Genomic DNA, 23,297 nt, shown 5'->3' with positions numbered 1-23,297 from the left:
GTTTATTCCATAAATTGTGCAGTGTCATGACGGGCCCCTTCGCGGGCAAGCCCGCTCCTACAGGGAACGCGGTCAAACTGTAGGAGCGGGCTTGCCCGCGAAGGGGCCGGTAAAGCCAACTCAAATCCCACAGAGCTCACGCAACAGCCCGGTATCCAGATGTTTCTCCACCAGATCCGCCAACCGCTCGATATCCCGCTCGCGCAACCCGTGGTAATCCACGTCCTGCACATCCTGCAATCCCGCCCAACGCAACAGCGCACTGCACGCCGCCGGCGACTCGAACAGGCCATGCAGGTAAGTGCCGAAAATCTGCCCGTCGCGACTTTGCGTACCGTCGCAGCGGCCGTCATCGAGCTGCACGGCAGCGTTTTCCAATGCCGGTCCGGTAGTGACGCCGGCATGGATTTCGTAACCACTGACTTCAGCATTCTCCAGCACCAGGCGCCCACGCACGTTGCGCAGCTGCTTCTCTTCTTCCAACTGCGTTTCAAACGCCAACAGCCCCAACCCCGCACTTGAGCCCGACGCCCCTTCCAGCCCCAGCGGATCATGCACCTGCTCCCCCAGCATCTGCAGACCACCGCAAATGCCCAGGACTTTTCCGCCATAGCGCAAATGCCGGGAAATCGCGGTGTCCCAACCATTGGCACGCAGGTACGCAAGATCGCTGCGCACGCTTTTCGAGCCAGGAAGAATGATCAGGTCGGCCGGTGGAATCGCCTGGCCGGGGCCGATGAATTGCAGGTCCACTTGCGGGTGCAGGCGCAGCGGATCGAAATCGGTGTGGTTGCTGATGCGCGGCAACACCGGCACCACCACTTTCAACAGTTGCCCGGCCTTGTCGGCCTGGCGCTGATCGATGCCGTCCTCGGCTTCCAGGTGCAAGTCCATCACGTAGGGCAGCACGCCGATCACCGGTTTGCCGGTGCGCGCCTCGAGCCAGTCGAGACCGGGCTGCAGCAGCGCGATATCGCCACGAAAACGGTTGATAATGAAGCCTTTGACCCGCGCCTGCTCACTCGCCGACAGCAGCTCCAGGGTGCCCACCAGGTGGGCGAAAACACCGCCGCGATTGATGTCGGCGATCAGCACCACCGGGCAATCCACCGCTTCGGCAAAGCCCATGTTGGCGATGTCGCCGGCACGCAGGTTGATCTCGGCCGGTGAGCCCGCGCCTTCGACCATCACCACGGGATAGGCCGCGCTCAAGCGTTCATGGGAGGCCAGCACCGCTTGCATGGCGATAGCCTTGTAGTCGTGATAGGCCACGGCGTTCATGGTCGTGACCGCACGCCCATGGATGATCACCTGGGCGCCGGTATCGCTGTTGGGCTTGAGCAGCACCGGGTTCATGTCGGTGTGGGGTTCAAGATGGGCGGCCTGGGCCTGCACCGCTTGGGCGCGGCCGATCTCGCCACCGTCGGCGGTCACCGCGCTGTTGAGCGCCATGTTCTGCGGCTTGAACGGCACCACGCGGACACCCTGGCGTGTCACCCAGCGGCACAGCGCCGTTACCAGGGTGCTTTTACCGGCGTCGGAGGTGGTGCCCTGCACCATCAGCGTGGTCATGGGTGTTCCTTGGCGTAGGCGTCCAGCGCCGAAGCGAGACGTGCCCAGTCGGCTTCATCGCCAGGCAGGCCGAAACGCAGGCTGCTGTTGTGGGTGAACAGGCGCAGCAGAATGCCGCGCCGGGCCATGAAGTCGTGAAGCAGTTCGGCGCGCTCGGTGCTCAGCCATTGGAACAGGGCGCAACCGCCCTGGGGCTCGAAGCCGTATTGCGTCAACAAGGTGGCCAGCCGCGCGCTGGCCTCATCGGCACGCAAGCGCTGGCGCGTGTGACCTTCGGTGTCGCGCAGGCACGCCTGGCCCAGCACCCGGGTCGGCCCGCTGACCGCCCACGGCCCGACCTGCTCGGCGAGCAGCTTGAGCAACCGGCGCTCCGCCAGGACAAAACCCAGGCGCACCCCGGCCAGGCCGAAGAACTTGCCAAAGGAGCGCAGCACGATCAAACCGACCTGATGGGCAAACGGCGCCACGCTCAGGTGCGGCGTGTTGTCCATGAAGGCCTCGTCCACCACCAGCCAGCCACCACGCGGGGCCAGGCGCGAATGCCAGTCGAGCAGGCGCGCGGGCGTCAGGTTCAGCCCGGTCGGGTTGTTCGGGTTGACCACCACCAGCACGTCGAGGCTGTCGACAAAGAAGTCGACTTCCTGCTCCAACACCTCGCGCACAATGTAGCCATTGCGCCGCCACGCCTCGGCATGCTCGGCGTAACAAGGCGACAGCACGCCGACCTTACCCGCCCGGCGCAAGCGCGGCAGCAACTGAATGGCCATCTGCGAGCCAGCGACCGGTAATGCCTGCAGGGTGCCGTAATAGTCGCAGGCCGCCTGCTCCAGGCCATCATCGGTTTCCGGCAACCGCGCCCAGGCCCGCAGCGGGATGTCGGGTACGGGAAACGGCCAGGGCGCCAGGCCGCTGGACAGGTCGAGCCAATCGGCTTCGTCAATGCCGTAATCGTGCGCCGCCTTGCGCAGTCGTCCACCGTGCTCAAGCATAAAATTCAGCCCCCACGCACAAAATCAGCAGCCACAACCATACCCCTCGCTGGACCAGTTGCCAGCCGCGGTCGATGGCGTCGGCATCCGCCGGCACGCCCTCGCCCAGCTTCGGGCGCTGATGCAGTTCACCGTGATAAATCGCCGGCCCGCCCAACTCGACGCCCAACGCACCGGCACCCGCCGCCATCACCGGGCCGGCATTCGGGCTATCCCAGGTCGGCCCCTGGGTGCGCCAGCATTTCAACGCCAGGCGGGTCTTGCCCAGCAGCGCGTAGGTCAACGCCACCAGACGCGCGGGAATGTAGTTGAGCACATCGTCGATCTTCGCCGCCGCCCAGCCGAACCGCTCGAAGCGCTCGTTGCGATAGCCCCACATCGCGTCCAGAGTGTTGCTCAAACGGTAGAGCACCACGCCCGGCGCGCCAGCCACGGCAAACCAGAACAATGCGGCAAACACCGCGTCACTGCCGTTTTCCAGCACCGATTCGGTGGCGGCGCGGGCGACGGCGGTTTCATCCAGATCGCTGGTTTTACGGCTGACCAGGTAACTCACGCGTTGGCGTGCTTCTTCAAGATTATCGCTGCGCAAAGCCTTCGCCACCGGCGTGACATGCTCACCGAGGCTGCGCATGCCCAGGGCGCAATAGAGCGCAAGAATCTCGACGATCCAGCCGACGTAGGGCGCCCAGGAAAATGCCGTAGCCAACAGGGTCAGCGGCAACACGGCGATCACCCACGCGGTGACCCCATGGCTGCGCCAGCCGCGACCGCCACCGTTGAAACGTTGCTCGATGCGCTCGGCAAATCGGCCGAACGCCACCAGCGGATGCCAGCGTTTGGGTTCACCCAGCAGCGCATCCAGCGCCACCGCGGCGACACTCAACAACGCCACACTCATTGACTCACTCCCCAATAGTTTTCATACAACAGCTCACTCAGCGGACGCGCCTGCGCCCAGCCTTCGAGTACCAGCATCGGTGCCGGATAAAAGGCCTTGACCGGTCCCAGGCAAAGAATCGCCAAGGGCTTGGCACCCGGCGGCAGGCCCAGCAGGTCCGCCAGGGCTTGCGGCTCGAACAGCGAGACCCAGCCCATGCCCAGCCCTTCGGCGCGGGATGCCAGCCAGAGGTTCTGGATCGCGCAGGACAACGAGGCCAGGTCCATTTCCGGCAGGGTACGACGACCGAAGATATGCCGTTCGCGATCGTCCATCAGCGCGGCGACCAGCACCTCGGCGCAATCGTTGATGCCCTCGACCTTGAGCTGCATGAACTCGTCGGTGCGCTCACCCAGGGCCTCGGCGGTGCGCACGCGCTCCTGCTCCACCAGGACCTGGATCTGGCTGCGTAGCGCGCGGTCACTGATGCGGATGAAGCGCCAGGGCTGCATCAGGCCGACACTCGGGGCCTGATGCGCGGCTTCGAGCAGGCGCCGCAGTAAATCGGGCTCGACCGTGCCGCCCGCGAAGTGGCGCATGTCGCGGCGTTCGCCAATGGCGCGGTAGACCGCATCGCGTTCGGCTTCGGAGAAGGCGTTGTCGGTCATGGCCTCTTCGCTGTAGGAGCTGGCTTGCCAGCGAAGGCGGCCTCAAGGTCGGGCGCAAACAACGCGGCAACCGCCTTCGGATTGGACGGAAAATAAAAATGCACATAAGAGGCCGTCATCCGCCCCTCGCGATAAACCGCCTCTGCCCCGCGTCCGCCGTTAGGGCTCAAGCCCCGGGCAATCGGTGTCAGTTCGGTGGTGGTCAAGGAATGATGATAAGTGTGCCCACGCAGTGAACCTTCCGGTAGCTCAACCGCCTGCAAGGCCAACGCAGCCAGGCGCTTCTGCATCACCGCATCGCCCTTCAACAAGCCGACCAGCTCTGCCCGAGTACCCTCGACATCGGTCAGCGAATCGAGCAGATAAAGCATCCCGCCACATTCCGCCAACAAGGGTTTGCCCGCCGCGTGGTGCGCGCGGATCGCCGCCAACATCGAGGTGTTCTGCGACAGCGCCACATGGTGCAATTCCGGATAGCCGCCCGGCAGATACAAGCTGTCCGCCTCGGGCAAAACAGCGTCACGGATCGGCGAGAAAAACCGCAACTCGGCACCCATCGCCCGCAACAGATCCAGGCTGGCGCCATAGGTGAAGGCAAACGCCTCATCACGGGCCACGGCGATGCGCACGCCAGCCAGAAGCGGTTCGGCCGCTATTACATCCGGCGCGGCGAAGGTCACCGCCGGTGGCAGCGCGACTTCGCAACTGCTGGCCAGGGCGTCTGCCGCTGCATCCAGGCGCACGTCCAGGTCGTTCAACTCGCTGGCTTGCACCAGGCCCAGGTGGCGACTTGGCAATTCAATGCCGGTCTCCCGAGACAAGGCGCCGTACCAGCGCAGGCCTTCGGTCAGGCTGCCTTCGAGTAGTTGCGCATGGCGCAGGGTGCCCACGCGGTTGGCCAGCACGCCGGCAAACGGCAAGTCCGGCTGATAGCGCGCCAGGCCCAGGGCCAGTGCGCCAAAGGTCTGGGCCATGGCGGTACCGTCGATCACAGCGAGCACCGGCACGCCGAAATGCCGCGCCAGATCGGCACTCGACGGCGTACCGTCGAACAGCCCCATGACGCCTTCGATCAGGATCAGGTCAGCCTCCGCGGCGGCCTCCCACAACAGGCGACGGCTTTCCTGCTCGCCGACCATCCACATGTCCAGTTGATACACCGGCGCACCGCTGGCGCGTTCGAGGATCATCGGGTCGAGAAAATCCGGGCCACACTTGAATACCCGCACCTTGCGTCCCTGGTTGCGATGCAACCGGGCCAGCGCGGCGGTCACGGTGGTCTTGCCCTGGCCGGAGGCCGGCGCGGCAATCAGTACCGCCGGGCAATGACGAGGTTGATTCACAGCTCGACGCCTTTTTGCGCTTTGATACCGGCCTGGAAGGCGTGCTTGATCATGCCCATTTCGGTGACGGTGTCGGCCAGTTCGACCATCTCCGGCTTGGCGCCGCGACCGGTGACCACCACGTGCTGCATTGGCGGGCGCCCTTGCAGGTCGCTGAGCACCTGATCGAGATCGAGGTAGCCGTGCTTGAGGGCGATGTTCAGCTCGTCCAGCACCACAAGGCCAATCGATGGGTCGCGCAGCAGTTGCTGCGATACCGCCCAGGCCGCTTCGGCCGCCGCGATGTCGCGCTGGCGATCCTGGGTCTCCCAGGTAAAACCCTCACCCATCACATGAAAACGCACCTGCTCGGGGAAGCGCCGGAAGAACAGTTCTTCGCCGGTGCTGTTACGCCCCTTGATGAACTGCACCACACCGCACTGCATGCCATGCCCCATGGCACGGGCGAGCATGCCGAAGGCCGAGCTGCTCTTGCCTTTGCCGTTGCCGGTCAGCACCAGCAGCAGGCCGCATTCGTTCGGGGAATTGGCGATGCGTTCGTCGATCACGGCCTTTTTGCGCAGCATGCGCGCCAGATGACGTTCGTCACGATCAGGGGTATCAGACATGGGGGAGCTCTCCGTTGAGGCAGGATTAACGGCGGGCAGGCACAAGAATAGACGGCAAGAAACCTGGCATCGCCCACCGTGATGCCGCTTGGATGGATCAGGCCGGTCTCCGGGCTCATGAGCGGCGTATTGCCAGACTGCGCGCCTTCCCGCATCAACGATCGACGCAGTGGCTTCTGACGCAGTTTTCACTCATTTACCGTTGCGGGGGCAGCGCCGGGATCGCAGGGCTTCATCGACTGAAGCACTCAACTCACCGGCTTCCCTGTTTCACTCTGTCGACCCAAGTCACAGAGCACCTGAAACAAGCGGCGAAGGTTAGAGGGTTGGGGGTGGAGCGTCAATTGAAGACGTGGCGGTGCCGCGAATAACTGCCCACCTTCAAGAAAGTGACGTCAATCTTGTGCCACAGGCCCAGCAGTGATATCAAATAGCCACAACACCACATCACAATAACAAGGGTGAACCCCATGCAAGGCATCATTATCAGCAATCCGCAGCTGGAATTCCTGCGTCCGGTCCTGGAACGCTGGTTCGACTGCATCGACCGCTACAACGCCGTGCGCGGCGACAACGAAACCCCCTACTGGCTCGACGAAAAAGCCAACCTCGGCCTGCTGTCCGCTGCGGCCTGGATGGCCGAAATGATCACCCTGCAACAATCACCTACCCGCAAACAGACCGAAGAAGGCGAACGCAACGGCCGCGCCGATCTGTTTATCGCCACGCCCGAAGCACGCGCCTGGCTGCAGACCACGCAACGCTGGCCACGGGTCAACAGCCTGAACCTGACCCAGGCCCTGCTGGACATCACCAGCGACGCGAAAAAAATCAGCTACGCCAGCGACCTGAAAATCGGCTGCCTGTTCGTCGCGCCGCACAAGAACCAGCAAGGCGCCACCCCCGAAGAACTTCAGGACATGGTCGATGACCTGCAAAAGGAGCACAGCTGCGCCGTGGCCTGGTATTTCCCCTATGCCTATCGCAAGTTGCGCAACGAAGCCGGTCACTATCACCCCGGTATTGCCGTGCTGCTCAAGGAAGCTCGCGGCTGACGTTGAACCATCGGGCTGCCGCGCTTCTCTATGGTTTAAGTCACTTCATTCATAGGGAAAGTCAGCAATGCGCACGTCTCAGCTGGTTTTCGTTATCGCATTAGCGGGAGGGCTCGCCGCCTGTGGCGAAACCGCCCGCTTGCAAGTCACCGACGGCACCGGGCCGTCCCCCAAGCTCCCGGAACCCAACAAGACCCTGTTCCCGACGATGAACATCGCCCCGGCCATCGGCTGGGCGGACGGCGCCAAACCCATCGCGGCCAGCGGCACCCAGGTCGGCGCCTTCGCCGAGGGCCTCGATCATCCGCGCTGGCTCTACGTGCTGCCCAATGGCGACGTGCTGGTCGCCGAAACCAACGCCCCGCCCAAACCCGATGACAACAAAGGCATCAAGGGCTGGATCACCAAGAAAGTCATGGGACGTGCCGGTGCCGCCGTGCCGAGCCCAAACCGCATCACGCTGCTGCGCGACAGCAACCACGATGGCATCGCCGAAACCCGCACGGTGTTCCTGGAAAACCTCAACTCGCCCTTTGGCATGACCCTGGTCGGCAATGACCTGTACGTTGCCGACACCGACCGGCTGTTGCGCTTTCGCTATGTCGATGGCGACACGGCCATCAAGTCGCAGCCGATCAAAGTCGTCGACCTGCCAGGGGGCACCCTGAATCACCACTGGACCAAGAACGTCATCGCCAGCAAGGACGGGAGCAAGCTGTACGTCACGGTGGGCTCCAACAGCAACGTCGGCGAAAACGGCATGGACCAGGAGCAAGGGCGCGCGGCGATCTGGGAAGTGGATCGTGCCACCGGCAACCACCGGATCTTCGCTTCAGGCCTGCGCAACCCCAACGGCATGGCCTGGGAGCCACAAAGCGGCGCGCTGTGGACCGCCGTCAACGAGCGCGACGAAATCGGCAGCGACCTGGTGCCGGACTACATCACCTCGGTCAAGGACGGCGCTTTCTATGGCTGGCCATTCAGCTATTACGGCCAGCACGTCGACGTGCGCGTCGAGCCGCCAAACCCCGACCTTGTGGCCAAGGCGATTGCCCCGGACTACGCGGTCGGCCCGCACACCGCCTCATTGGGCCTGACCTTTGCCGAAGGCAACAAGCTGCCGGCGCAGTTCAAGGAAGGCGCTTTCATCGGCCAGCACGGCTCATGGAACCGCAAGCCGCATAGTGGCTACAAAGTGATATTCGTGCCCTTCAGCGGCGGCAAACCGAGCGGTCAACCGGTGGATGTGCTCAGCGGTTTTCTCAATGATGAGGAAAAAGCCATGGGCCGGCCGGTGGGTGTGGTGGTTGATCAGCAAGGGGGTTTGCTGGTGGCCGATGATGTGGGGAACAAGGTGTGGCGGGTGTCGGCGGTGCAATAACCTGCACATGAAACAGGCCTGTCGGTCGGCCGCCTTGCTTCGGATTTGGCTTTGGCTTTGGCTTTGGTTCTGGCTTTTGATTTTGATCTTGATCTTGATCTTGATCTTCTTGCCCCATCGTGAGGCCGAGTGGAGGTTCTGCGCAGTGGGTAAACCGGCATGGATGCCGGTTTAGCCGCGCTGGGCCATGGATGGCCCATCGCGGCGGGCCCACGGAGCAGGACCGGAGCGAGGGCATGCCGAGCCACAGCGAGGCACCGAACGCCAGGGGCAAGAGCCCTTGGTTACTTGGGGCTTTTCCAAGTGACTCGCCGTAAGGGCGAAACCATAGGTGGCCGTTACCGAAGGAATGGATATGTACTCCGTCATCAAAAAAAAGGTCGGCTGTGAGATCGTCATCGCTGGCAAGCCAGCTCCCACAGTTGATCGGGTACAGCCGGGAGAGATGGGTCGGCTGTCAGGCCGCCATCGCTGGCAAGCCAGCTCCTACAGTGGATCGTGTACAGCCGTAGGAGATGGGTCGGCTGTCAGGCCGCCTTCGCCAGCAGGCTGGCTCCCACAGTAGATCGGGTACGGCCGTGGGGAGATGGTGCGGTTGTCAGGCCGTCATCGCTGGCAAGCCAGCTCCTACAGTGGATCGTGTACAGCCGTGGGAGATGGGTCGGCTGTCAGGCCGCGCCATCGCCCGCAGGCTGGCTCCCACAATAGATCGGGTACGGCCGTGTGGAGATGGTGAGGCTGTCAGGCCGTCATCGCTGGCAAGCCAGCTCCCACAGTAGATCGGGTACGGCCGTGGGAGATGGGTCGGCTTTGAGGCCGCCATGCTGTGCGCCTGGAGATCAGCGTTTGCGGCAGAGCGTCAGCCCATCACCCAACGGCAGCAACGACAGGTCTACCCGCGCATCATCCTTCAAGGCACAATTGAGCGCCTGGATGGCGCGGGTATCTTCACTTTCGGGATTCTCCTCAAGCACCCGGCCACTCCACAGGGTGTTATCGAATACTGCCAGGCCGCCGGTACGCAACAGGCGTAGTGCATGTTCCAGATAGGCCGGGTAATTGGCCTTGTCGGCATCGATGAACACCAGGTCGAACTGGCCTGGCTCGTCCAGCCTGCCGAGGGTTTCGAGGGCCGGCGCCAATCGCAGATCTATCCGCCCGGCCACGCCGGCCTCCTGCCAATAGCGGCGCGCGGTGGCGTTGTAGTCGCCGGGCAGGTCACAGCAGATCAGCAAACCGTCATCCGGCAACGCCGCCGCCATGCACAGGGCGCTGTAACCGGTGAAGGTGCCGACTTCCAGCACACGCCGTGCACCGATGAGCTTGACCAGCAAGGCGAGAAATTGCCCTTGCTCCGGCGCCACCTGCCAGCGCGCCATGGGCAGCGCCTGGGTTTCGTCGCGCAGGCGCTTGAGCAGCGGCGTTTCGCGCAGGGAAACGTCGAGCAGGTATTGATAGAGCGAATCGTCGAGGTTGAGCGTGCGGGCAGTCATGACAACACTCTCTGGCGGTTACGGATTGCGCGCCAGATGCTCCGGTTGCAGGACGCGCTTGGCACTCAGGTAGGCTCTCTGCCAATACGCCTTGGACAGGCTGTCGAGCTTGACCGTGCCACCGGTGGCCGGCGCATGGACGAAGCGCCCTTCACCGACATAGATGCCAGCATGGCTGACCTGGGAACCGCCATTGGTGGCGAAGAAGATCAGGTCACCGGTTTGCAGGCCCTCCTTGCCGACACTGGCCGCTTGCATGGAAATCATTTCGCGGGTGGTGCGTGGCAGGGAAATACCGGCAACATCACGGTAGACGTAGCCAATCAGCCCACTGCAATCGAACCCGGAGTCCGGCGTGTTACCGCCCCAGCGATAAGGCGTGCCGACCAGCCCCAACGCGCGAAACAGCACGTCTTCCGCTTCCGGAGAAAAGGCCTGGGAGGGACCGAATACGATGGGTGCACGAACCACCGGCGCAGGGGGCGGTGTGCGGCTGGCACAAGCGCTGAGCAGCGCTGCGAACAGCATGATTGCGAGGCGGGCCGACTTCGTCATAGCAGAGCATCCTGATCAGGCTGCGGCTTTTTTCTGCGCGAGTGCAGAAAAGAAAACCGCCTGCGGATCACGCAGGCGGTTTGCCATCATTCATGGATCAGAATTTTAGCGCTTATATGGCAAACTTCAAGTAAGACTTTAAGTTCGCCCTACGAAAAGTATGTTTACTTGCGAGCGGTGACGATTGGAGTCGCCGCGGGTGCCATCGCGAGAGCCCGCTTGGCTTCGATGAAGGTCTTGCTCCAGTAGCTGTCGCCCAGGCTATCGATGCGCACACCACCGCTACGGCGGCTGCTGGAGTGGATGAACTGGTTGTCGCCCAGGTAGATCCCGGCGTGACTCACACGACCGCGACGACCGTTGGTGGCGAAGAACAGCAGGTCGCCCGGCTCGAGCTTGCTGCGCGAGACCAGTGGTGCATCCACGTTGATCATTTCGCGAGTGGAGCGTGGCAGGTTCATGCCCGCTTCTTCACGGAACAGATAACCGATGAACCCGCTGCAATCAAAGCCGGCTTCAGAGGTACCGCCGAAACGGTAACGGGTACCGATCAGGGACATGCCGCGTTCGAGGATGCTGTCGGCCAGAACCGGAAGCTGGTAAGACTTGCCATTGCCGAAGCTGGCCAGTTCTTTTTCGGTGGCCGCTTCTTCCTGTTCAAGCGCTTGCTGATAAAGCGCGGAAGACTGGGCGGTAACGGAATTTTGAACCTGCTGTTGTTGTGCTTGCTGGGACACTGGCGTGTGGGCAGCGCAACCGAACAACAGGGTAACGAGTGCGAGAGGCACGAGGGGTGCAAAGCGATTTAGCATGGGCACGACCGTGGCTGATTGATGTCAAGAAGCCGAGACTATGCCCGCTATCATCCTCATTTGCAAATTCAATCGAACTTTTTGTGACTTCTTCGTTTCTCGCTGACATCTAAGCGCTAAAGCCCATTCTAGACACTTACGCAGTCGGCGCCCCCGCCGGAAAGCGGATTTTCTGCCGTCCGAAATATTCGATATATCGCTGTGGGCCTTGAATTTACAGGGCCTTGGCTACCAGCCCAAGGTCTCTTTAAGGAAAGGAATGGTCAGCTTGCGCTGGGCTTGAAGAGAGGCCTGGTCGAGTTGCTCGAGCAGTTCGAACAGCGCGCTCATGCTGCGGGTACCGCGAGTCAGGATAAAGTGCCCGACTTCGTCGGTCAGGTGCAGGCCGCGACGTGACGCGCGCAGTTGCAGGGCGCGCAGCTTGTCTTCGTCCGAGAGTGGGCGCATCTGGAAGATCAGCGCCAGGGTCAGGCGCGACTTGAGGTCAGCCAGCTTTACCGGCAGTTCGCGCGGCGAAGTCGATGCGGCAATCAGCAGGCGCCGACCACTGTCGCGCAGTCGATTGAACAGGTGAAACAACGCCTCTTCCCAGTCAGCCTTGCCGGCCACCGCCTGCAGGTCGTCCAGGCAGACCAGTTCGTATTGCTCGAGGTTGTCGAGAATTTCGATGCCGCGATCCATCAACTCGGCCAGCGGCAGGTAAACCGCCGGTTCGCCCATCTGTTCGAAACGCAGGCACGCGGCCTGCAACAGATGCGTACGCCCTACCCCGTGCTTGCCCCAAAGGTAAATCAGGCTTTCGGTCCAGCCGGCGTCGGCTTCGCACAGACGTTCGACATAGCCGAGTGCAGCGGCATTGGCGCCTGGGTAGTAGTTGATGAAGGTGGCGTCGTCACGCAGACGCACACCTAGGGGCAGCTGAATCGGTTTCATGCTGACTGAACAGTTCCAAAGGAACCGTTAGTGGCCTCTGTGTAAAGTTTGCGAAGTTTATACCCGTGAGGCCGACCGCACAATGCGACAGACCACAAGCAAAATCAAAGGTTTGCGTTAGCGCACCGGTTTTATGACAGATTCTTTGGCGCTGTGGGCAGCCCGCCGGGGTCTATCCGGGCTGCCCGTGACCCCGTCTATAGCTCGGGTTCGTCAACACCACTGTACATATCAGAATCCTTATACAAATCATGCACATGGCGCAGCAGCACCATGATCACCGCCGCCACCGGCAGTGCCAGCAAAACGCCGGTAAACCCGAACAGTTCGCCCCCGGCCAGAATCGCGAAGATCACCGCCACCGGATGCAGACCGATGCGGTCCCCCACCAGCAATGGCGTCAGCACCATGCCTTCCAGCGCTTGACCGACCATGAACACTGCGACAATGCCCATCATGGGATACAAATCACCACCAAACTGGAACAGACCGGCAATCAGCGCTGCGCCAATGCCAATGATGAAGCCCATGTACGGCACGATGGCCGCCAGCCCGGCAATCATCCCGATCAACAAGCCCAACTCCAGGCCCACCAACATCAGGCCCGCGGCGTAGATCACGCCCAAGGCGACCATCACCAGCAATTGCCCGCGTATGAAGGCGCCGAGCACCTCATGGCACTCTTCGGCCAGTGACACCGCCTGCTCTTCGCGGTCCCGCGGCAGCAGGCTGCGGATCTTCGCCACCATCAAGTCCCAGTCCCGCAGCAGGTAGAAACTCACCACCGGAATCAGCACCAGGTTCGCCAGCAAGGCTATCAACGCCAGGCCCGACGCCGTCGCCTGGGTCAGGACCACACCAACGATGTCGGTGGTCTGCCCCATGTGCTCGCTGATCGCCGCCTTGAGCTTGTCGAACCTCCAGAAGCCTTCCGACAAGCCAAACTTCGACTGCGTCCATGGCAATGCCGTGTGTTGCAGCCAATCGAGCATCTGCGGCGCCAGCTCATACAAGCGAAACAGCTGCTTGGCGAGCATCGGCACCAACACCAGCAACAGCGTGGTGAAGATCAGGGTGAACAGGGCAAATACCGCGATCACGCCCCAGGTGCGTGACAGGCCGGCCTTTTCCAGCCGATCCACCAGGGGGTCAAACAGATAGGCCAACAACAACGCCACCAGGAACGGCGTGAGGATCGGGTGCAACAGCCAGATAAACGCGCAGAGCAAGAGCACTCCACCCAACCAGAACCAACGCCGCGTATCGGCCATGTACCACTCCATTGCTTCTATATAAAGAAAGAAAATCCTACCAGCGGAAACGCAATTGCGGCGTCGGCGCCGGCGCAGGCGCGACCGCAGGGACCGAACCAGCGGCTACAGGCTGGACCGGAACCGCTGGCACCGGTGCCGACGCCTGATCTGCCGTGACCTCCTGCAATTTTGCCAGCGACAACTGCGCGCGCAATTGATCGGTACTGCCATTGACCCGGTAAAGAATCCGGTCGCCGTCGACACTTTGCGGACGACCGCCGAAAGGCTCGAGCAAACGCCCAAGGCTCGCATAACGCTCCAGGTTCATGCCCTGGACTTCGAGCAACTGCGCGGCAGAAGACCCCGGCTTGGCGACAAATCGCGGCGCCAGTCGCTGGTTCACCGCCAGCATCACCGCATCCGCCAAAGCGGCTTGATCGGCGCCTTGGGCAGTGCCGGCTTCTTTCTGGTCGCCCAGCCACAATTGCCACTTGGCTTGCCACTGGCCGCCCTCTTCCCGGGCATGCACCGCCAGCAAGGCGTCGGCATTGTAACGCTGCGATGCGTTGCGCAGTGCCGACGGATCAGCACTTTCCAGATTCGGCGCGGTGGCGACGATCTGTTCGTTGAGGTCCGCCAGCGGTAGACGCAGGGGCAGACCACGGTGCTGCGCAGCGCGGCGCAGTGGCGTCGCACCGGCCTGGCCATCACCCACCAGGCTCGCGCCCTCGGTGTAGTCGTTCAACCACCAGCCCAGGATCGACGGCCGATTGGCGCCCCACATCGCCAGCCCGGCCCGACGCAAGGCTTGCTCGGTGGTACCCGGGTCGAAATCGACTTTCAACACTTCCGGCGGGCCGGCCTCGAAGCCGTACTGGCTGATGATTTGCTGCGGGTCTTTGCGAACCGCCGCCAACCCGGGATTCTGGGGCGCCTTGGGATCGCCAGTGAGGCGCAGGACCAGCGTATCGAGCGCCCGTTGTGTCGCTTCGTCACGCTCTTGCGCCGACTGGCCGTTGACCGGTTCGCGCACCTGATAAAGGCCTTTGACGGTTTCAGCCTGGCTGACAAGGCTGACCACTGACAAGCAGCCCACAAACAAGAATTTACAAAAACCCATGGAAGATTCCTGAGGACAAAAGCGGCTGGAACAGACCGCATGAAGACGAACGAACAAGGCTGTGACCCTCGCCCGACGCAAAACATTCACACGCCCTGGGTAAGTTTTCGCACTGTGATAACGATAGACGGTTAATGACGACAACTTGTGCAGGCGAGCAGGATGTCAGCCACAGGGGGCGATGGCGTTTTTTTTTTCGGCCGATATGCCCCCTGCCGTCGGCCTGAGGATGGCCGCTGACCGTCAAGCCTGATAAAATCGCGCGCCTTCGCAGACCGGCAACAGCCGGGCACCCTCGAATATCGCGTGAGGCAATCACCTTCGTCGATGTCGGCGGTCCCGCTGGACTCGGTCGTTACCCAGAAATCCCCCCTAAAGGCCTGGATCATGAGCAAGCAACCCTCCCTGAGCTACAAGGACGCCGGTGTAGACATCGACGCCGGTGAAGCATTGGTCGAACGCATCAAGAGCGTCGCCAAGCGCACTGCGCGCCCGGAAGTCATGGGCGGCCTGGGCGGTTTTGGCGCCCTCTGCGAAATCCCGGCCGGCTACAAGCAGCCCGTGCTGGTTTCCGGTACTGACGGCGTCGGCACCAAGCTGCGCCTGGCATTGAACCTGAACAAGCACGACAGCATCGGCATCGACCTGGTTGCCATGTGCGTCAACGACCTGGTGGTGTGCGGCGCCGAGCCGCTGTTCTTCCTCGACTACTACGCCACCGGCAAACTCAACGTAGAAACCGCGACCCAGGTCGTGACCGGCATCGGTGCTGGCTGCGAGCTGTCCGGCTGCTCTCTGGTGGGCGGCGAAACCGCTGAAATGCCAGGCATGTACGAAGGCGAAGACTACGACCTGGCCGGCTTCTGCGTCGGCGTCGTGGAAAAATCCGAAATCATCGACGGCTCCAAAGTCGCTGCCGGCGATGCCCTGCTCGCCCTGCCTTCTTCGGGTCCGCACTCCAACGGCTACTCGCTGATCCGCAAGATCATCGAAGTGTCCGCTGCCGACATCGAGAACATCCAGCTCGACGGCAAGCCGCTGACCGACCTGCTGATGGCCCCGACCCGTATCTACGTGAAGCCGCTGCTCAAGCTGATCAAGGAAACCGGCGCCGTCAAAGCCATGGCCCACATCACCGGTGGCGGCCTGCTCGACAACATCCCGCGCGTTCTGCCAAAAGGCGCACAAGCGGTGGTTGACGTAGCAAGCTGGACCCGCCCGGCGGTGTTCGACTGGCTGCAGGAAAAAGGCAACGTCGACGAAAACGAAATGCACCGCGTACTGAACTGCGGCGTGGGCATGGTTATCTGCGTGGCTCAAGAGCACGTGGAAACCGCACTGAACGTGCTGCGTGAAGCTGGCGAGCAGCCTTGGGTCATCGGTCAGATCGCCACCGCTGCCGAAGGCGCTGCCCAGGTTGAACTGAAGAACCTCAAGGCTCATTAATGTCAGCCACCTGTGATGTTGTGGTGCTGCTATCCGGCACCGGCAGTAACTTGCAGGCCTTGATCGACAGCACGCGGACCGGCGACAGCCCGGTCCGCGTCGCTGCGGTGATTTCCAACCGCGCCGATGCCTATGGCCTGCAACGCGCCAGGGACGCGGGTATCGACACCCGCACCCTGGATCACAAGGCTTTCGAGGGCCGCGAGGCCTTCGACGCCGCGTTGATCGAACTGATCGACGCCTTCAATCCCAAACTCGTGGTCCTGGCCGGGTTCATGCGCATTCTAAGCGCTGACTTCGTGCGCCACTACGCGGGCCGCCTGCTCAATATCCATCCCTCGCTGCTACCCAAATACAAAGGGTTACACACTCATCAGCGCGCGCTGGAGGCCGGCGACGCTGAACACGGCTGCTCCGTGCACTTCGTCACCGAGGAACTCGATGGCGGACCACTGGTCGTACAAGCAGTAATACCGGTAGAGTTGCATGACTCGCCGCAGAGTCTGGCGCAGCGGGTCCATGTACAGGAACACCTGATCTACCCCATGGCCGTACGCTGGTTTGCCGAAGGCCGGTTATCCCTCGGCGAACAAGGTGCTTTACTGGATGGACAGTTGCTTGCGCCCAGCGGCCACTTGATTCGAACCTAGGAGATTTTATGCGTCGCGCCCTGCTCTTCGCTTGCGCTCTGCTCGCCTTGCCCTTCGCACAGGCTGCAGACCTTCAACCTTTCTCCGCCAGCTACACCGCCGACTGGAAGCAGTTGCCCATGAGCGGCACGGCTGAACGCAGCCTGACCAAGGAAGCCAACGGCGTCTGGAAGCTCAACTTCAAGGCGTCGATGATGATCGCCAGCCTGTCCGAAGAAAGCACCCTGACTGTCGACAAGGACACCCTGCTGCCTCAGTCCTACCACTTCGAACGGGGTGGCCTGGGCAAAGCCAAGAAGGCTGACCTGGACTTCGACTGGACCGCCAAGAAAGTCACCGGCACCGATCGTGGCGACGCGGTCAATATTGCCCTCAATCGCGGCATGCTCGACAAATCCACCTACCAGCTGGCGCTGCAGCATGACGTGGCCGCCGGCAAGAAAAGCATGAGCTATCAGGTTGTCGATGATGGCGAAGTCGATACCTACGACTTCCGCGTGCTGGGTTCGGAAAAAGTCGAAACCAAGGCTGGCCAGATCGATGCGATCAAGGTCGAGCGCGTGCGCGATCCGACTCAAAGCAAGCGCATCACCGTGCTGTGGTTCGCCAAGGATTGGGATTACCTGCTGGTTCGCCTGCAACAGGTCGAGACCGACGGCAAGGAGTACAACATCATGCTCCTGGACGGTACGGTGAACGGCAAGCCGGTTAAAGGCAGCTGATACTCATATGTTTGAAGGAGCCCCGCACTTGCGGGGCTTTTTTTAAGATCAAAAGATCGCAGCCTTCGGCAGCTCCTGCACGGGAATTCGGTCTCTTGTAGGAGCTGCCGAAGGCTGCGATCTTTTAAAGGAACGCACAACTGGCGCAATGCTCTATACCTTCAAGGTCTTTTTTGATCGAATGACTTTCCCTGCTGCCTGCGAGGTTTCCCATGACTGTTACCGTCAACACCGTTTCCGCCGAAGGTCTTCGCCATACCGTCCAGATCGATGACCACGAGTTGTTTGCCGACGCTCCCGTCTCCGCCGGTGGCGAAGGCAGCGCGCCAGAGCCTCATGATTATTTCGACGCAGCGCTGGGCGCCTGCAAGGCCCTGACCTTGAAGATGTACGCGAAGAAAAAGGACATTCCGCTGACAGGTGTTGGCGTGGAGGTCAAACGCGACAACAGCGAAGAGCAGAAAGGCAAATATGCCCTGCATGTGAAACTGACCCTCAAGGGCGTGCTCACCGACGCCCAGCGCGATGAGCTGCACCGGGTGGCCGATCGCTGCCCGGTGCACAAGCTGATGACCACCTCTGAAGTCAGCATCGAAACCCATCTGGCCGAAGGCGCGTTCAGCCAATAGCGGCAAGGGCTGCGCAAGCGGGTTATGCTCGACGCATTACCCGCTCAGCCTGGAACGCACCATGAACACTCCGCTCGTGATCCGCCCCCGCGCCGAAGATGTCGAAGGCCAGCCGATTCTTCGCCCGTTACCGTCTGCCAAATGCCGCAATGTCGGGCCCTTCGTGTTTTTCGACCACATGCTCGAAACCCGTTATGCGGCGGGCACGGGCATGAACATCCGCCAGCATCCACACATCGGTCTCTCCACGCTCACCTACCTGTTTGAAGGCCAGTTGCAGCACAAGGACAGCCTCGGTTCGGACCAGGTGGTCAACGCCGGGGATGTCAGCTGGATGACCGCCGGCAGCGCCATCGCTCATGTCGAGCGCACACCCGAAGCGCTAAAAGACAGCGGCTTTACGATGCACGGTTTGCAGATCTGGCTGGCTTCCCCCAAAGATCGGGAACAGGGACCGGGACACTACAGCCACCACCCCGCTGCCACGCTGCCGGTCAGCGAAAACCTCGGGGTGAAGATCCGCATGATCGCCGGCTCGGGCTTTTGCCTCGAATCGCCGGTTCCGGTGCTTTCACCGACGCTGTATGCCGAATTGAACCTGCAAACGGCGACAACCCTGCTGATTCCTACCGAGCATGAAGAGCGCGCGCTGTATGTGTTGAGCGGTGACGTGCAGCTGGATGGCGAGACGGTAGAGCCGCATTCGCTGGTGGTGTTGCCGGCCGGGGAAGAGATGACGTTGTTCGCCGAGAGCGACAGTCATGCGGTGGTGTTCGGGGGTGCGCCGCTGGATGGGCCGCGGCGGATCAACTGGAATTTCGTAGCGAGCGACCCGGCAGCCATCGATGAAGCGCGCCGGCGTTGGGCGGCCGGAGATTGGCCGACGGTGCCGGGGGAAGTTGAGCGGATCGAACTTCCTTAAGACTTTTTGTGAGTTTCACATCGCCTTCGCGAGCAAGCCCGATCCCACAGTTGACCGCATTCCAATGTGGGAGCGGGCTTGCTCGCGAAGAGGCCGGCACTATCGCAATCAGCCCTTGAACACTTCATCCAGCAGATTGTGCATCGAAGTGAAGGCACGAGCGGCGACCTTGGCGTCGTACATCATCATGCCCGGTACGTTCGCATGGGGATCGGTGAACGAGTGAAACGCGCCGCCGTAGCTCAGCAGCTGCCAATCCACACCAGCAGCATTCATTTCATCTTCGAACGCCGGAAGTTGCTCTTTGGGCACCAACGGATCGGAAGCGCCGTGCAGCACCAATACCGAGCCCTTGATGTTTTTCGCATCATTGACGTCCGGGGTATCCAGCGTACCGTGGAACGACACCGCCGCCTTCACGGGCGCACCCGTACGCGCAAACTCCAGCGCGCAGCAACCACCAAAACAGAAACCGAACGTGGCCAGTTTCGACGTGTCGACAGCGGCCTCTCCCTGGCTTTGCAACTGCTCGAACGCCACCTGCATGCGCTTGCGCAGCAACGGCCGATCGTTCTTCAGCGGCATCATTGCCGCGCCTGCCTCATCGTTGTTCTGCGGACGAACCGATTGACCATAGAGATCCGCGATCAGCACCACGTAGCCCTTGGCCGCGACCGACTTGGCGATCTCCTCGGCACCGGCACCGACGCCCATCCAGTTCGGCGCCATCAACAGGCCCGGACGCGGACCTTTGTGGTCAGCGTCGAACGCCAGCCGGCTTTCGTAGGATTGGCCATCAATCTGATAGGCAACAGAACGTACAGTGATTTGGCTCATTTCTGACTCCTGATTTTTTTACACCAGAATGAAAAAACCCGCCGAAGCGGGTTTTTCTACAACGCTGTTAAGCCGACAGCTCAACCAATAGCTTGTTCAGACGGCGCACATAAGCCGCCGGGTCTTTCAAGCTGTCGCCGGCCGCCAGGGCCGCCTGATCGAAGAGGATGTGCGACAGATCGCCAAAGCGCTCGTCGCTCTGCTCGTTGTCGAGCTTCTCGATCAGTGGGTGAGCCGGGTTGAATTCGAAGATCGGCTTCGAATCCGGAACCTTCTGCCCGCTGGCTTCGAGGATCTGACGCATCTGCAGACCCAGGTCCTGCTCGCCGATGGCCAGAATCGCCGGGGAGTCGGTCAGGCGATGGGATACCCGTACCTCAGCCACGGATTCGCCCAGTGCAGACTTCAGACGCTCGACCAGACCTTCCTTGGACTTGGCGACTTCTTCCGCGGCCTTCTTGTCCTCTTCCGAGTCCAGGTTGCCCAGGTCCAGGTCACCGCGCGCCACGTCGACAAAGCTCTTGCCGTCGAAATCGCTGAGGTAGCTCATCAGCCACTCGTCGATACGGTCAGTCAGCAGCAGCACTTCGATGCCTTTCTTGCGGAAGACTTCCAGGTGCGGGCTGTTCTTGACCTGTGCGTAGGTTTCGCCGGTCAGGTAGTAGATCTTGTCCTGACCTTCCTTGGCGCGTGCCAGGTACTCGGCCAGGCCGACAACCTGTTCGCCGTCATCACCGATGGTCGATGCAAAACGCAACAGGCCGGCGATTTTCTCTTTGTTGGCGAAGTCTTCTGCCGGGCCTTCTTTCATGACCTGGCCGAAGTTTTTCCAGAAGCCTTTGTATTGCTCTGGGTCGTTCTTCGCCAGTTTTTCCAGCATGTCCAGCACGCGCTTGGTCAGCGCCGACTTCATGGAGTCGATGATCGGGTCTTTCTGCAGGATTTCCCGCGACACGTTCAACGACAGGTCATTAGAGTCGACCACGCCTTTGATGAAGCGCAGGTACAGCGGCAGGAAAGACTCGGCCTGATCCATGACGAACACGCGCTGCACGTACAGCTTCAGGCCTTTCGGTGCTTCACGCTGGTACAGGTCGAATGGCGCACGGGCCGGCACGTACAGCAGCGAGCTGTATTCCAGCTTGCCTTCAACCTTGTTGTGGCTCCAGCTCAGCGGGTTTTCGAAGTCGTGGGCGATGTGCTTGTAGAACTCCTGGTATTCCTCGTCCTTGATTTCAGTACGAGGACGGGTCCACAGGGCGCTGGCGCGGTTGACGGTTTCCCACTCAACAGCCGGCTTCTCTTCACCTTCCACGGCTGCAACTTCTTTTGGCAGTTCGATCGGCAAGGCGATGTGGTCGGAGTACTTCTTGATGATGTTACGCAGGCGCCAGCCATCGGCGAACTCGTCTTCACCGGACTTCAGGTGCAGGACGATGCGAGTACCACGGTCAGCCTTGTCGATGGTCGCGACTTCGAAATCGCCCTCACCTTTGGACGACCAGTGCACGCCTTCGCTGGCCGGGCTACCGGCGCGACGGCTGAACACGTCGACTTTGTCGGCGACGATGAAAGCGGAGTAGAAACCGACACCGAACTGGCCGATCAGGTGCGAGTCTTTCTTCTGGTCGCCGGTCAGGTGTTTCATGAAATCGGCGGTGCCGGACTTGGCGATGGTACCCAGGTGGGTGATCGCGTCTTCGCGGCTCATGCCGATACCGTTGTCTTCGAGGGTGACGGTCTTGGCGTCCTTGTCGAAGCTCACGCGGATTTTCAGTTCGGCGCCGCCTTCCAGCAGCTCTGGCTTGGCCAGCGCTTCGAAACGTAATTTGTCTACAGCGTCAGAGGCGTTCGAGATCAGTTCGCGAAGGAAAATTTCCTTGTTGGAATACAGCGAATGGATCATGAGGTGCAGCAGTTGCTTCACCTCGGTCTGGAAGCCCAGGGTTTCCTTTTGAGTTTCCACACTCATGGTCATCAAACTCCAATCAGATGGCATAAGCCGCGACCATGAGGGTCGGCGGCGGGTTGTCATCAGAGTTGGGGGCAGCATTCAGGATTTCAAGGGCTCATCAAGTTTGAAATGCGCCCGGGCCGTGGCGATGGGTTCCGCTTCGGTGCTTTGCCAGGCGGTAATCGCCACGTTGGCGACCCGGCGCCCCTGGCGACACACCTGGCAACGGGCCCAGGTATCGCGAAACTGCCCGGCGCGCAGGTAATCGAGGGAGAAGTCGATGATCTTCGGCACGCCCGGCGAACCGGTCGCCACCAGCAGGTGCAGCGCGGCGGAAAGCTCCATGAAACCGGCGATCACGCCGCCATGGATGGCCGGCAACAACGGGTTGCCGATGTTGTCCTTGTTGGCCGGCAGGCGAAACAGCAGCTCGTCCCCCACCCGCGAGCATTCGACACCGATCAATCCGGCGTAGGGAATCAGGCTCAACAACGGCGCGTACTCGCCCTGCTCATGGGCCTGTTGCAGTTGCTCCTTGAATGACTCGCTCACTTCGCACCTCCTGCAATCACGCCGCCAAAACCCTTGGTCCCCTTGATGCCCTTGCCCATGCGCATGAAAGTGCCCACGACATGGGCAATCGGCTGCTCCGGGTCATCCTGATAGGCAAATCCGCGGGCGAATATCACGTCGGTGGTCACCCGATAGCACTGGGCGAAGCCATAGACATCCTTATGCGGTTCGGCAGCGTGCATGTAGTCGATGCGCAGGTCGAGGGTCGGGCAGACTTCGAACTCAGGCAGTACGCAGAGGGTAGACATGCCACAGGCGGTGTCCATCAAGGTGGTCAGGGCGCCGCCGTGAATTACGCCAGTCTGGGGGTTGCCGACGATTTGCGGGCTGTATGGCAGCACTACGGTGAGCCCTTCGGCACTGGCGCTGTGAACGCGCAATCCAAGCACCGAACAATGTCGCAGCGCCGACAGGAACCGTGTCGCACGCTCAAAAACGGGGTTTTCGGCCATGTTGATAAAGACTCTTGTTTAGTTGGCAGTGAAGTAGAGAGCCAGGTAAAGGTTCCGCGCTAGAACAAACTTATATATCTGAAATAATTTGTGGAACTTAACCATGACGCCAAGGCTCTTAAGGCCAGATAGATCTTTTCCACAAGGAGAAACACCCCATGCGTAAGACTTTTGCTATTGCCTTGATGTTGACCGCTTCCCTCGGTCTCGCTGCTTGCGATAAAAAATCCGAGGACAAAGCTCAAGATGCCGCCGAACATGCTGAGCAAGCACAGCAAGACATGAACAAAGCTCAGGATAAAGTGAACGACGCTGCAAAAGAAAATGCCGAAGCCGCCAAAGCTCAGGCTGAATCGAACGAAGCCGCAGCAAAAGAAGCCGCGCCTAAAAACTGATCCGGTTTTTAGCGTGGTAAAGAAAACCCGCCAAGTGCGGGTTTTCTTTTGCCTG

The 23,297-nt window shown here is 61.2% G+C and carries 24 protein-coding genes and 1 riboswitch; of the genes, 8 read left to right on the top strand and 16 right to left on the bottom strand.

The genetic code is table 11. The features are described from left to right. Nucleotides 1-120 precede the first annotated feature (120 nt). The 6 genes from DKB71_RS09010 to cobO are packed head-to-tail and all read right to left on the bottom strand — an operon-like array spanning nt 121 to nt 6,060. Nucleotides 121-1,572, bottom strand: coding sequence for a cobyric acid synthase (locus DKB71_RS09010; RefSeq protein WP_408600107.1), 1,452 nt, complete (start codon nt 1,570-1,572; stop codon nt 121-123). Further along, nucleotides 1,569-2,561 (bottom strand): threonine-phosphate decarboxylase CobD, encoded by a 993-nt coding sequence (gene cobD / locus DKB71_RS09005; RefSeq protein ID WP_408600106.1) that lies wholly within the window; start codon nt 2,559-2,561, stop codon nt 1,569-1,571. Before cobD ends, DKB71_RS09010 begins: the two co-directional genes overlap by 4 nt. Next, complete coding sequence (gene cbiB, locus DKB71_RS09000; RefSeq protein WP_274074920.1) at nt 2,554-3,462, bottom strand: adenosylcobinamide-phosphate synthase CbiB; 909 nt, start codon at nt 3,460-3,462, stop codon at nt 2,554-2,556. Before cbiB ends, cobD begins: the two co-directional genes overlap by 8 nt. After that, nucleotides 3,459-4,109, bottom strand: coding sequence for a 5,6-dimethylbenzimidazole synthase (gene bluB, locus DKB71_RS08995; protein WP_323608837.1), 651 nt, complete (start codon nt 4,107-4,109; stop codon nt 3,459-3,461). The genes cbiB and bluB overlap by 4 nt, the downstream gene beginning before the upstream one ends. After that, the gene (locus tag DKB71_RS08990) at nt 4,106-5,452 is read right to left on the bottom strand and encodes a cobyrinate a,c-diamide synthase (protein WP_274074918.1); all 1,347 of its coding nucleotides are present in this window, start codon (nt 5,450-5,452) and stop codon (nt 4,106-4,108) included. Before DKB71_RS08990 ends, bluB begins: the two co-directional genes overlap by 4 nt. Continuing rightward, nucleotides 5,449-6,060 carry a cob(I)yrinic acid a,c-diamide adenosyltransferase gene (gene cobO, locus DKB71_RS08985; RefSeq protein ID WP_408600105.1) on the bottom strand — a complete coding sequence of 204 codons (612 nt, stop codon included), beginning with the start codon at nt 6,058-6,060 and terminating at the stop codon, nt 5,449-5,451. The genes DKB71_RS08990 and cobO overlap by 4 nt, the downstream gene beginning before the upstream one ends. Nucleotides 6,061-6,142: 82 nt before the next feature. Beyond that, nucleotides 6,143-6,378, bottom strand: a riboswitch (cobalamin riboswitch). Between the two features lie 152 nt (nt 6,379-6,530). On the opposite strand from cobO, the gene DKB71_RS08980 reads away from it, so the two are divergent. Next, nucleotides 6,531-7,115 carry a hypothetical protein gene (locus DKB71_RS08980; protein ID WP_408600104.1) on the top strand — a complete coding sequence of 195 codons (585 nt, stop codon included), beginning with the start codon at nt 6,531-6,533 and terminating at the stop codon, nt 7,113-7,115. 67 nt (nt 7,116-7,182) lie between these two features. After that, complete coding sequence (locus DKB71_RS08975; RefSeq protein WP_408600103.1) at nt 7,183-8,496, top strand: PQQ-dependent sugar dehydrogenase; 1,314 nt, start codon at nt 7,183-7,185, stop codon at nt 8,494-8,496. 839 nt (nt 8,497-9,335) lie between these two features. Here the strand turns inward: DKB71_RS08975 and DKB71_RS08970 are convergent. The 6 genes from DKB71_RS08970 to DKB71_RS08945 all read right to left on the bottom strand — a co-directional run bounded on the left by DKB71_RS08970 (nt 9,336) and on the right by DKB71_RS08945 (nt 14,662). After that, entirely contained in the window at nt 9,336-9,989 is a 654-nt protein-coding gene (locus DKB71_RS08970) for an O-methyltransferase (protein WP_408600102.1), read from the bottom strand. An 18-nt stretch (nt 9,990-10,007) separates the two neighbouring features. Continuing rightward, the gene (locus DKB71_RS08965) at nt 10,008-10,544 is read right to left on the bottom strand and encodes a C40 family peptidase (RefSeq protein ID WP_274074914.1); all 537 of its coding nucleotides are present in this window, start codon (nt 10,542-10,544) and stop codon (nt 10,008-10,010) included. Nucleotides 10,545-10,708: 164 nt separating this feature from the next. Further along, nucleotides 10,709-11,356: an NlpC/P60 family protein gene (locus DKB71_RS08960; RefSeq protein WP_323608830.1), complete on the bottom strand. Its 648-nt coding sequence runs from the start codon at nt 11,354-11,356 to the stop codon at nt 10,709-10,711. 228 nt (nt 11,357-11,584) lie between these two features. Continuing rightward, the gene (gene hda / locus DKB71_RS08955) at nt 11,585-12,289 is read right to left on the bottom strand and encodes a DnaA regulatory inactivator Hda (RefSeq protein WP_008063324.1); all 705 of its coding nucleotides are present in this window, start codon (nt 12,287-12,289) and stop codon (nt 11,585-11,587) included. A gap of 197 nt (nt 12,290-12,486) precedes the next feature. Next, a complete protein-coding gene (locus DKB71_RS08950) occupies nt 12,487-13,560 on the bottom strand; it encodes an AI-2E family transporter (protein WP_323627650.1) in 1,074 nt (357 codons plus the stop codon). Between the two features lie 37 nt (nt 13,561-13,597). Continuing rightward, nucleotides 13,598-14,662 (bottom strand): DUF2066 domain-containing protein, encoded by a 1,065-nt coding sequence (locus tag DKB71_RS08945; RefSeq protein ID WP_408600101.1) that lies wholly within the window; start codon nt 14,660-14,662, stop codon nt 13,598-13,600. Between the two features lie 387 nt (nt 14,663-15,049). On the opposite strand from DKB71_RS08945, the gene purM reads away from it, so the two are divergent. The 5 genes from purM (at nt 15,050) to DKB71_RS08920 (ending at nt 19,031) form a co-directional block, all read left to right on the top strand. Further along, nucleotides 15,050-16,108: a phosphoribosylformylglycinamidine cyclo-ligase gene (gene purM, locus DKB71_RS08940; protein WP_274074910.1), complete on the top strand. Its 1,059-nt coding sequence runs from the start codon at nt 15,050-15,052 to the stop codon at nt 16,106-16,108. Then, nucleotides 16,108-16,758: a phosphoribosylglycinamide formyltransferase gene (purN, locus tag DKB71_RS08935; RefSeq protein ID WP_323627653.1), complete on the top strand. Its 651-nt coding sequence runs from the start codon at nt 16,108-16,110 to the stop codon at nt 16,756-16,758. Before purM ends, purN begins: the two co-directional genes overlap by 1 nt. A gap of 8 nt (nt 16,759-16,766) precedes the next feature. Then, nucleotides 16,767-17,480: a DUF3108 domain-containing protein gene (locus DKB71_RS08930; protein WP_274074908.1), complete on the top strand. Its 714-nt coding sequence runs from the start codon at nt 16,767-16,769 to the stop codon at nt 17,478-17,480. Nucleotides 17,481-17,692: 212 nt separating this feature from the next. After that, nucleotides 17,693-18,109: an OsmC family protein gene (locus DKB71_RS08925; protein WP_406591335.1), complete on the top strand. Its 417-nt coding sequence runs from the start codon at nt 17,693-17,695 to the stop codon at nt 18,107-18,109. Between the two features lie 61 nt (nt 18,110-18,170). Next, nucleotides 18,171-19,031 carry a pirin family protein gene (locus DKB71_RS08920; RefSeq protein WP_408600100.1) on the top strand — a complete coding sequence of 287 codons (861 nt, stop codon included), beginning with the start codon at nt 18,171-18,173 and terminating at the stop codon, nt 19,029-19,031. A 108-nt stretch (nt 19,032-19,139) separates the two neighbouring features. Here DKB71_RS08920 and DKB71_RS08915 read toward each other — a convergent pair whose 3' ends face one another. The 4 genes from DKB71_RS08915 to DKB71_RS08900 form a co-directional block, all read right to left on the bottom strand. Further along, nucleotides 19,140-19,868, bottom strand: coding sequence for a dienelactone hydrolase family protein (locus DKB71_RS08915; protein WP_274074905.1), 729 nt, complete (start codon nt 19,866-19,868; stop codon nt 19,140-19,142). 67 nt (nt 19,869-19,935) lie between these two features. Then, on the bottom strand, nt 19,936-21,840 hold the full coding sequence (gene htpG / locus DKB71_RS08910; RefSeq protein WP_408600099.1) for a molecular chaperone HtpG: 1,905 nt from the start codon (nt 21,838-21,840) through the stop codon (nt 19,936-19,938). An 81-nt stretch (nt 21,841-21,921) separates the two neighbouring features. Then, nucleotides 21,922-22,374 carry a PaaI family thioesterase gene (locus tag DKB71_RS08905; RefSeq protein ID WP_323608822.1) on the bottom strand — a complete coding sequence of 151 codons (453 nt, stop codon included), beginning with the start codon at nt 22,372-22,374 and terminating at the stop codon, nt 21,922-21,924. After that, nucleotides 22,371-22,847 (bottom strand): PaaI family thioesterase, encoded by a 477-nt coding sequence (locus DKB71_RS08900; protein WP_323627664.1) that lies wholly within the window; start codon nt 22,845-22,847, stop codon nt 22,371-22,373. Before DKB71_RS08900 ends, DKB71_RS08905 begins: the two co-directional genes overlap by 4 nt. Nucleotides 22,848-23,005: 158 nt before the next feature. Here DKB71_RS08900 and DKB71_RS08895 point away from each other — a divergent pair, with 158 nt between their 5' ends. After that, nucleotides 23,006-23,242 (top strand): hypothetical protein, encoded by a 237-nt coding sequence (locus tag DKB71_RS08895; protein WP_046819383.1) that lies wholly within the window; start codon nt 23,006-23,008, stop codon nt 23,240-23,242. Nucleotides 23,243-23,297: the final 55 nt, after the last annotated feature.

The sequence above is a fragment of the Pseudomonas sp. PLMAX genome (assembly GCF_046042685.1).
GTDB classification, from domain to species: domain Bacteria; phylum Pseudomonadota; class Gammaproteobacteria; order Pseudomonadales; family Pseudomonadaceae; genus Aquipseudomonas; species Aquipseudomonas putida_AE.
Note: the sequence above shows the minus strand (reverse complement) of the source record. Positions and strands in the feature narration are given on the sequence as shown.